Annotated in this window: 12 protein-coding genes; 9 read left to right on the forward strand and 3 right to left on the reverse strand. The window is 41.5% G+C overall.

Annotation, left to right across the window (positions count from 1 at the left end; all coding sequences use genetic code 11):
- Positions 1–140 precede the first annotated feature (140 nt).
- Entirely contained in the window at positions 141–482 is a 342-nt protein-coding gene (locus LDL35_RS15265) for a PAS domain S-box protein (RefSeq protein ID WP_369694877.1), read from the forward strand.
- A 330-nt stretch (positions 483–812) separates the two neighbouring features.
- Here LDL35_RS15265 and LDL35_RS02005 read toward each other — a convergent pair whose 3' ends face one another.
- Both LDL35_RS02005 and LDL35_RS02010 read right to left on the reverse strand, forming a co-directional pair.
- A complete protein-coding gene (locus tag LDL35_RS02005; RefSeq protein WP_304018963.1) occupies positions 813–1,178 on the reverse strand; it encodes a hypothetical protein in 366 nt (121 codons plus the stop codon).
- Positions 1,175–1,660: a response regulator gene (locus LDL35_RS02010; RefSeq protein WP_304018982.1), complete on the reverse strand. Its 486-nt coding sequence runs from the start codon at positions 1,658–1,660 to the stop codon at positions 1,175–1,177. The genes LDL35_RS02005 and LDL35_RS02010 overlap by 4 nt, the downstream gene beginning before the upstream one ends.
- Before the next feature lie 94 nt (positions 1,661–1,754).
- On the opposite strand from LDL35_RS02010, the gene LDL35_RS02015 reads away from it, so the two are divergent.
- The 3 genes from LDL35_RS02015 (at position 1,755) to LDL35_RS02025 (ending at position 4,254) form a co-directional block, all read left to right on the forward strand.
- Entirely contained in the window at positions 1,755–3,329 is a 1,575-nt protein-coding gene (locus LDL35_RS02015) for a PAS domain S-box protein (RefSeq protein ID WP_304018984.1), read from the forward strand.
- A 28-nt stretch (positions 3,330–3,357) separates the two neighbouring features.
- Positions 3,358–3,699, forward strand: a complete 342-nt coding sequence (locus LDL35_RS02020; RefSeq protein WP_304018985.1) for a hypothetical protein — start codon at positions 3,358–3,360, stop codon at positions 3,697–3,699.
- Positions 3,700–4,026: 327 nt separating this feature from the next.
- Positions 4,027–4,254, forward strand: coding sequence for a hypothetical protein (locus LDL35_RS02025; protein WP_011449008.1), 228 nt, complete (start codon positions 4,027–4,029; stop codon positions 4,252–4,254).
- A gap of 44 nt (positions 4,255–4,298) precedes the next feature.
- Here LDL35_RS02025 and LDL35_RS02030 read toward each other — a convergent pair whose 3' ends face one another.
- Positions 4,299–5,468: a molybdopterin molybdotransferase MoeA gene (locus LDL35_RS02030; protein ID WP_304018989.1), complete on the reverse strand. Its 1,170-nt coding sequence runs from the start codon at positions 5,466–5,468 to the stop codon at positions 4,299–4,301.
- Between the two features lie 462 nt (positions 5,469–5,930).
- On the opposite strand from LDL35_RS02030, the gene LDL35_RS02035 reads away from it, so the two are divergent.
- The 5 genes from LDL35_RS02035 to LDL35_RS02055 all read left to right on the forward strand — a co-directional run.
- Positions 5,931–7,178, forward strand: a complete 1,248-nt coding sequence (locus tag LDL35_RS02035; RefSeq protein WP_304018991.1) for an ABC transporter substrate-binding protein — start codon at positions 5,931–5,933, stop codon at positions 7,176–7,178.
- A 113-nt stretch (positions 7,179–7,291) separates the two neighbouring features.
- Positions 7,292–7,738, forward strand: a complete 447-nt coding sequence (locus tag LDL35_RS02040) for a zinc ribbon domain-containing protein (RefSeq protein WP_304018993.1) — start codon at positions 7,292–7,294, stop codon at positions 7,736–7,738.
- 38 nt (positions 7,739–7,776) lie between these two features.
- Positions 7,777–8,376: a tetratricopeptide repeat protein gene (locus tag LDL35_RS02045; protein ID WP_304018995.1), complete on the forward strand. Its 600-nt coding sequence runs from the start codon at positions 7,777–7,779 to the stop codon at positions 8,374–8,376.
- 150 nt (positions 8,377–8,526) lie between these two features.
- Positions 8,527–9,195, forward strand: coding sequence for a hypothetical protein (locus LDL35_RS02050; protein ID WP_304018997.1), 669 nt, complete (start codon positions 8,527–8,529; stop codon positions 9,193–9,195).
- Between the two features lie 14 nt (positions 9,196–9,209).
- Positions 9,210–10,000, forward strand: a 791-nt coding sequence (locus tag LDL35_RS02055) for a hypothetical protein (RefSeq protein WP_304018999.1), incomplete at its 3' end; no start/stop codon positions are given.

Genomic DNA, 10,000 nt, shown 5'->3' on the forward strand with positions numbered 1-10,000 from the left:
AATCATAAATGTGTTGGTAAAAGAAGGCTAATTTATAGATTTAATATAGGCAGCGCATATGCTAAGTAGTTATAAATCTACAGATTCAGGTTCAGATCGATGATCTGAAAAATCAACATGATGATGCTCAAAACCGGACTATTCTCTATACTCAACTATTAGATGCCACTCATATTCCTGTAATCATATTTGATTCATCAATGATCATCACTTGGGCAAGTACTGAAATGGCTCGATTAATGGGATATTCAGATAATGATTTATATGGAAAAAATATCAGAATATTATTTCCGGATACGAATGGGTTCAAACAATTCTATCAGTTTATTGTTCATAATGAATCTACCGGTAAATATGGTGAATTTTCAATCTTACATCAGTCCGGGATATCTTTACCGGTTCTGTGGCTTCATGTAGAAAATATTACATTATCTGATGGAAAAAAGACTTATGCGACAATAGTTCAAAAAATTAATTCATGAGACAATTGAGTATTCTCCAGTAAAAAATCCGAAGACCATTTCTGACAGTTAAATGTATGAAATGCAGAGAATCAGATTCATCTTGACTTCAAATGGATCATTCAGTAAGAAATTTATGGCAATACATTTCTCATCCGGAGAGCAATTTCAATTACTTCAGTTCTTTCAAGAAAGCCATTTCCGGGATCGAGAAAGAGATCTTCGTCATCGACATCCAGGATAGAAATCATATTCTCCTGAATAGTATCTCTTCAGGTTCATTATTGGGTCCGAATCAGATAATTCTTCTGATGATATGATTCAGATTTGACCTGAGTTCATCTGGCAGGGTTAGTCGCCATATACCTCATCAAGGTACTCCTGTAATTCCAAAAGTTGCTTTTCACGAAATTTCATGGCATTTAATTCATTCCTGACCATCTCCATGACCAGTGATGGATTCGCATGCCAGACCGGAGCACCTCTTCGGGGAGTCTCTTTTGTTACCAGACCCTCTGCTTCCAGCTCCTTTAAGTGAGATTCAACCGAACCTTGAAAAGAGAACTTGAATACATCCTTCATGAACTCCCTGATTTTTGGTTCTCTTACACCATCCGGAGAACCGGAAATAAAATAGAGTATCTCTCTTTTGGACAAATTGCTGGATAAATCACGCCATATCGTCCGGTGATGATGATCCTCTTCTCCCTGATTCATAGGTTCGTAATGATCAGATCTAGATCCGTATTAGAACTTGTGGTTCCATATAAATCAGATTTGGTGATATTGTCGTATTTCTGAATGATCTCCTTTAACCGGGTGATATGCTGCTCTATCGGGCCACATTTTGATATATAGTGAACATACTCTTGTTTGAAAATATCTGCAGATATTTCTTCATGGTTGTTAGTGGTATAAAGTATAAATGGTGTATTAATTCCCTGGGAGCGGAGATGTAAAAGGAACTCAGCCCCATTCATATCAGGCATTTCATAATCGGATAATATTAAATGCATAGGATGGGTTTTTAAATATGAAATGGCATTTTTTGGGGATAAAAATGTCTGAACATCTATTGTTTGATCTCTCTCCAAAAAATGTTTCATGACATCAAGCATGAGATGATTGTCATCTACATAAATTAATGAAAGTTTCTCTCTATCCGAATATGATTTACCTATGCCGGGACGATATTGCACAATGTGAGTTTTTCTTTAGTATACTTAAGACAGAGAACAACGATAAGCTATAACGGGAGTTTTATATAGTGATTCATGTAACTATTTTCTGACAATGCAAAAAGAGAAGATTGAGATTCTTCGTAATACATTGCAGAATGTCAAAAAGCCTCTTTCTATTGCAGAAATATCAAGGTTGTCTGAATTATCCCGAATTACTACGGCACGATATCTTGATCAGATGTACCTGTCAGGTCAGGTGAAGATGTTTGAGATTGGTAAGGCTAAAAAATTCATCATGAGCTCTGAACAATATACACATAATCTCTATGATCTCTCTACTAATTTTGTATTGATTCTTGATCAAAACCTTCGTGTTGTATTTATCAATGAATCATACTTGAAAAAAATCAAGATTTTTAAGGACAATATAATTGGGAAGAGGATACAGTCATTAAATCTGGACATCTTTTCTTCTCCGGAAATTCTATCATTGCTACATAAGTTTCGTGGTGAGGGTGTTGCGCAGCATCATGTTACTATTGAAATAAATGATGCATCTCATGTGTATTCTGTTATAATTGCAAAAATTTCATTTTTAACAAATTTTCTCGCAACTGCCATCATTGCTCAGGATATTACCGAGAAATACAAAAGTGATGAGAAACTCCATTTTTTAGCCTCAATGGTCTCTTCATCTGAAGATGCAATTATTGGAATTGATCTTCATGGAATTATCCGGTCCTGGAATGATGGCGCTCATAAGATATTTGGATACAAAAATGATGATGTAATTGGGAAAAGCATTTCCCTGATTTTTCCGCCTGAAAAAGAGGAGGAATATTTAGATCTTTTATATAAAGTAATGGCAGGGAAATTAAGTGTTCTAAAAGGAACCTATCTGCTATCCAGAAATAATGTCGATACAGATATCTCGTACACGATCTCTCCTGTAACCGACGATAATGGAAATATTATCGGGTTATCAATTATTATCAGGGACATTACAGATTTAAATACGATACAAAAAGCATTAATGGTCTCCAAAAAAAAGATCAAGATTTTATCAGGCATTACACGACATGATATCCTGAATCAGCTTCAGGCACTTGATGCATTCTCTGACCTGATAAAGCCATCTCTAGTGAAAGAACCTCAGGCTTTAGAATACCTACGGCATATATCAACCTGTAGTAATAAAATCAGACAACAGATACAATTTACACGGGAATATGAGGAAATTGGTGATAGTGTTCCTATATGGCAGCCTTTAGATATGGTGGTAAAGGCCGCAGCTATTGATTTTTTGCCAGAAACGATTGTTCTCAACCTTGAGATTACAGATTATGAATTATTTGCAGATCCCATGCTGATGCTCGTTTTCTATAATCTGATGGATAACTCAATTCGTCACGGGATTCATGTTACAAAGATCAACATCTCTCTCGTTGAAGATGTATCTGGGATGGCTGTCCTTGTTTATGAAGACAATGGAATTGGCATTCCTGATTTATTGAAAAATCAAATCTTCGAAAAGGGATATGGAAAAAATAATGGTCTTGGGTTATTTCTGGTCCGTGAGATTCTGGAAATCACAGGATTTGAGATTAAAGAGACTGGCAGGGAAAACGTTGGAGCACGATTTGAGATCACCATTCCTGCACGGGCATTCAGGAAGAATCGAACATGAATAGTGTAATTATCGTACTGGTATTCTCATGGTAATAGAACTTTTATCCTATGATGTCAGTCCTATCAACAATCTCCTGAAAATAGTGATTACAATCGGGTTTGCATTGGCAACCTTCATCCTATTTCAGTGTCAAAAAAGATATGGCGGATTATTGCATCAGATATCCATTCTGCTTTTCATATCCGCTATTGCTGCTACATTCTCCTCCTATTTTAGATTCCAGGGTGACTTTTATACTTCCTATAAGTGGGGAGAGAGTATTGTCGGCTTGATTTTTGTTGTCCTGTCCCTTATTATTGCATTAATCATCCGAAAAAAAATCCAGGCCATTGTCCATCTTTTTGAAGAAACTGAGGGTTCAGAATGATAGATTTAGAATTTATGGACTATTCAACTAGTCCATTCAACCCTCTATTAAAAATAGTCATCTTCATTTTATTTTGTGTAACAGTTGTGGTATATTATGATGCCAGGAGAACAATTGGTGGGGAAATCCGTAAAATAATAGATTTACTTCTCATATTTTCCCTCTTTATGGCTCTCGGTTCCTTCTTCAGATACTTTGGTCATGGCACTGATTTTGGTTTTAATTCAGATTATTCATTAAAGTGGTTCCAGAGTATTGCGTATCTGTGTGCTACACTCTGTTTTATTTACGCTTGTGTGAAACTGAAAACTTTGTTCCGGAGGAGATATGAGTAATATTCATGATGAAATTATTGACATTCTCACTCCAATAATCGGATTCGGTCTTGCCCGTACTGCCGTTTCTACACAATGTAAAAAGATGGGTATTCTCCCGGAAGAGTTATCAGAAAAAAATATTCTGGAATTTTCAGAAAGATTCGAGAAAGTCCTGGTAATTTTTGCAGGAGATGAGGTTGCCTTGACTATCACTCATCAGATAAAATCTCTGAAATAATTATTATAAGAAGATATAAGATACTGGAAGATATCTATCTTTATCTATCTGATTAAAGATATCTGGACTCTTTCCCCTTTTCTATACCCGTTGCTCCACTCCGGAAGATGGAGTATGCCGTCTGCACTGATGCCGGTTATGTATCCAAATTCCCATTCAAGAGGGAAAATACGTATAACACCATCTTCATATCGTGTCCTGACCAGATAAAAGAGGTCATGTCCAAAGAAAGGCTCAATATCCCGGGTTATCTCTCCGATGACATGTTTTTTCGGAGGGATGGGAACTCCCCAGGATTTGAGCAGAGGGAATACAAACTGGAAGAAGGACAATAAACAGGCGGCAGGAGATCCTGGCATGCCAAGAACTGGTTTTCCCATTACAGAACCACAGAGAACCGGCTTTCCCGGCTCCATGGCTACACCGTGAAAAAGAAGGTTCCCGGCCTTTTCTATGGCATCAACAGAATAATCCTTTGTGCCGGCTGAAGTTCCCCCAAAAACCAGAACAATATCACAATTATCACATGCAGAGAATATCCGGGATGCAATACGATCAGGTTCATCAGGTGTTATTGGAAACCCTTCGGTAAGTACCCCAAATCCCTGCAGGTATCCGGATATCAGTACCGTGTTTGTGTCAACGATCTCCCCTGGTTGTGGTTCCTTTTTCGATGGAATTATCTCATCCCCGGTGGCAATCATCCCAACCTTCCAGTGCCGTACCGCGACATCCTTTACACCAAAATGAATCAGTGCTGCAATATCATACGGGGTCAGGACATGATCTGCCTGCATAATTATCTGACCCTTTTCAGCTTCTGATCCTTTCGGTATGATATGCTGCCGGGGAGAGACCGATCTTGAGATTAGAAACTGATCTTTCTCAGTTTTGAAAACCTCTTCAGGGGAGATGATCGTGTCATAATCTTCAGGTACAGGAAGGCCGATATTTACAAAAATCCCGGAAACCTCCCGGGGGTGCTCATTCGATGCCCCTTTCGTCTCTTTGCTTTTCAAAGCGACTCCATCCATTCCTGCAAGGTTTACCGGAGGGATGGTCCTGAATACACTGACGGGATCTGCAAGGGTATACCCAAGAGCATTTTTTACCGGAATGAACCTGCTTTTTGGTTTATATTTAAATGAGGATAAAATAAGTTTCTGGGCTTCTTTCATTGAGATCAGGTTATCCGGCAGAATCATTCGGGGCATAATGTAATCCAGAAGTTATACTTAATCTATTGACAAACATAAAAAAGTAGCTGATTGTTGGAATGGTATGAGAGGAGACGGGATGATGTATCCAGGTCTCAATCGATACACTGATACCGATTCCAGTCCCTGAATCCGATTTATCTCCCTGAAAAATTCAATATTCGTCTATTTTGAGCATCAACCTGCATTGCATACCGGTAGTAATTCCCATGCCTTGAATACCTTCTTTGAGGATTCAAAAGAAGATATCAAGAGCTACTCACTCTATACACTATAGCGATAAGCAACCAGTTTCCTGTATTGCAGAACGTTTTGTATATCCTATACTCTTCCTTCTATTCAGGGCGATAGACATAAATTCTGAACATTCTTTCTCTATGTAACGAATCTATGCCCGTGTGTTATACAGGGGACCTGAAGATACACGTTTCACAGGGTTCGGCAGGTATAGGGGTTTTTATGGGAATAAATGCGAAAATTGGATCAGTTCTGGTAGTACTACTCTGCATCTGGTGTGTTTCTGCTCAAGAGGAGATTATCATCGGCACAATAATCGATGAACAAGGAGACTGTGCTTCATATGCCGCGGGAATAGAAGCTGCAATAGATCTTGCGGTTTCAGATTTAAATGACAGTTATGCGAAATCTGGCCTTGATACCACAGTCACGGTAATAAAATCTACCTCCAACGGGACACGGGAGAGTGCTGCACAGGCAGCAAAAGACGTAATCAGTCAGGGTGCCAGGGTCATAGTCGGTCCTTCTTCTTCAGAGGAAGTGTCCGGTGTTCTCCCAGTGCTTACCCGTGCAGGGATATTCTCTGTAAATCCATCGTCATCGAGAGCCCTCTCTCTCCCCGGTGATCCGATGGTCAGGTTATGTCCTGATGATTCAAACCTGATGAAAGCGGCTTTGAGATATCACCAGATGAACCAGCAGGACTCTCAGGGAACAAAGGTCGTTCTCCTTGCACGGGAAGATCTTTATGGTGAGGTATTGAGTGATATGTTCTCATCATATGAGCAGATCGCAGATCCTGTTTTCTATCCGGCTCATACCCGTGACTTTACCCAGGCCCTGAAAACCCTTGATTCAATTGTAGATCCGATGATTGCGGAGGTCGGAGAGAAGAATGTTACCATCATCGTCGTCTCCCTGGATGAGACCGGTGATCTTCTGGCGCAGGCATCTGCATATCCTGGCCTTCGGAAAGCACGGTGGGAAGGGATGGATGGTGCAGCACTTCATGCAACCGTTCTGGACAATGAAACCGCTGCAGCGTTTGCTTATAAAACCGGGTTCACCACTCTTTCATTTAATATCGCCCAGCCAGCTGTTTCAGATTATTGGCGGGTTTTTGATGCAGTAAAAGAGGCAAAAGGCGGGAAGGTCCCCTGTATCTATGAGATTCTTGCATATGATCAGACCCTGATGGCTGCATGGATTGTACAGAATAACCCGAAAAGTCCTGAAGAGATGCTCTATATCGCTGATAATTATGGGAAGTATTCGTATGCTGCAACGGGTTGGCTAAAATTGAATGAAAACAGTGACCGGGAGTTTGGGGATTATTATTTTTACATGGTAGATAAATCCGAAGATGGGTATTATTGGAAGCCGGTCTATGTATACAAGTATGAAAGTGATACTATTCAATCCCTGAACGGTGTCAGAAATAAGTTTATGGAACGTTTTTTGGAAAAATAATTACTCTTTTTTCTCAATTGAGATAAAACCCTTTTTTACATGAAAATCCCGTATTTTCTATCCCTCGATAATATTCATATACCCTTATGACAACTATACGAGTGTGAGCAATCATGTTCTGTCATCAGTGTGGAGCTGAAGTTTCTGAGGGAAGCAAATTCTGTGAATCCTGTGGAGCACGGGTCAACCAGGATTTTGAATACAAATACGAAGAAAAACAAACCGGGCAGAAAACCAACTATACCTTATCTGAAAACCGGAAGAATTCCACTCTTGCTGCCATCGCAAGTTTTCTCTGGTCCGGGATGGGGCAGGTCTATAACGGAAACCTACTGAAGGGTTTTGCCTTTTTCATTGGTGCTCTGATTGGATCAAAGATATTTTTTATACCAGGTATCATCATCTGGATCTTCGGGATTTACGATGCATATAAGACTGCGAACCAGATGAATAGTGGGGAGATACCCTATGTGGAACACAGTATGGGCCAGATCATCATATTTGTTCTGGGAACGCTCGCATTAATTGTGATATTCTTCATATTCGGTCTTGCCATATAAGGGTTCTGAAACGTGAAATCGCAAGGGGTGATTATCGAATGAAACGTTATCTCATTCTGGTAATATGGTGCGTTTGTCTCGTATGTGTCGGCTCTTCGGGCTGGGTTCCGACTCCTACCCCTGACCTGGACCAGCTGGAGGCAGAGTACCGGGCAGAAGAGTATGTCCTGTCTGAATATCATAACCTGACTGGTCAGACAGATAAAGAGGCTGATCGTCTCATGCTTCAGGGTCTTATGCTCTCACAATCGGGCAGGTATGCAGAGTCCAAAGAGTATTTTTCAAAGGTTACCGTACTGACTCCGGATGACCCTGATGCGTGGTATTACCTGGGGATGAGTGAATACCGGCTGAATCAGTCAGAAAACGCGATGAAAGCCTTCAATAAATCCCTTGAAATCAATCCTGATTATGCCTATGGATACTATGGTCTTTCTCTGGTCTATGCTCAGCAGGGGGAGATCTGGAAGCAGTCCGAAGCAATATCGCGTGCTCTTGAGATAGAGGAGAAAGCCGGATCTGGGTCCCATAATCAAGGTGCCCCGAAAGAGACAACGCCCGGAATACCACTCTGCACGGTCACTGCAATAATTGGCACACTCTGTGCAGGAATCTGGTTTGAAAATCATAAACGGTGATCGTATCATCCATCAAAACCATACCGGGGAATGTAATCCATGACAATGCCTAAAAGATGTCCATACCAGGTGTCTCTTCTGATTCTTCTTTGTGTCCTTTGTTCAATAGTGCCAGTATCAGCTCAAAGTGACTTTTGTCCTGGTTCAGTAATGACGGATGCATCGGCCGCCTGCCTTGAGTGTGCCCAGACAAAGACCTGTACCCAGGATGAACGGTGCATGAGGGCACAATGCTGTCTGTGCAGATGTTATCCCCAGTGTTGCTACAAGCAGCCTGATACTGATTGCTCCCGGTTTTCCTGTTCCTGTAATGACGGGGGGTCAGTTCCCCCTGATAGAAATGGGGACGGGACTTTTATCATTCTTATCGGCGGACTGCTTGTTGCGGGAGCAATCGGAGCTGCTGTACTAAAGACCAGGAAGAAACCTGCTGAACCGGTACAGAAGGATAGCGGTTTGAAGAAAGAGGAGAAAAAAGAGCAGAAGCTGGTCAGGTATGTTCTCCAGTTATCAAAGGACACAGTCCGGGTATCAGGAGATAAAAATGACTCATTTACCGTCACTATATGGAAACTACTCGAAACCGGCGAGTATATAAAGCAACCAGGAGCTCCCATTCAGGTATCCGGCCCTTCAATACCCGGGCTTCTTGTCCATCCAAACTCCGGTATGGGAACCCTTCAGGTAACTGTCTCGCTTTCCAAACCTGTACCGGTGACATCTGCTGAACTGACCATATCAGCATCAGCTGGGGGGATGACGCAGAAAGCTACGGTGCATATAACCATAGAGCAGTCATTACAGGTAGGATTTGAGTAGGGGGGTGAAAATGGATGAAATTTTCAAAACCGATCCCATATCATCCCGACACCAGATCGCTGGGCCCGGTCAGTATGAAGATCTGGTTTTTCCTTGCTGATAACAAGCGGGTTAAACTCAATCATGCATCCGCCGCTCTGATCCCTGGTTCAGGATGGGAAGGACTCATTGATCTCAAAACCCGGTACATCCTGGATAACACAACCTTTCAGATTGATGCATCACTGAAAAGGCCACTCAGGTTATCCGAGTATCAGGGGCTGATTCTGACAAAAAGATCCATTCCTATCCAGAGCTCCCTTACCCCCGATGGTTCTGTTCCAGGTATGGGAATACCGGTCCCGGTGGGCGGAGCACCGGTCATCGATCAGATTGATATCACCATTCCTGATATCCCTGCTCCAAAGCTCATAACAGACGTATATTATGCCGGGAATGATGAATCAGGGCATCCTCTTGCACTTGTACAAGCGACAGTCGATCTCCCCTTTCCATTCACCGAAGAGGAGATGGCTGGAATCATCCAGGGAATTTCTATATCGGTGACCGATGGGAGAACTGCTATCACTGAAGGCCCGGAATTAATCGAAGGACAATACAAGAAGCGGTTCATTACCGGTAACGCTCCACCTGATGTGATGCAGAAATCGCGGGTTATTGTTGCCGTTCGTGCGTCGGTTGTCGGTCTTTCATTGGTAGAGGACGTTTCTCTCACCTTTGCCCCTTCTCTATCCTATATTCTCAATATTAAACCATCACGGGCTCTTTTCGTAACCGTAAAAAATACTGCTCATCTTCATGCGGA

Source organism: Methanospirillum hungatei (genome assembly GCF_020216685.1).
GTDB classification, from domain to species: domain Archaea; phylum Halobacteriota; class Methanomicrobia; order Methanomicrobiales; family Methanospirillaceae; genus Methanospirillum; species Methanospirillum hungatei_B.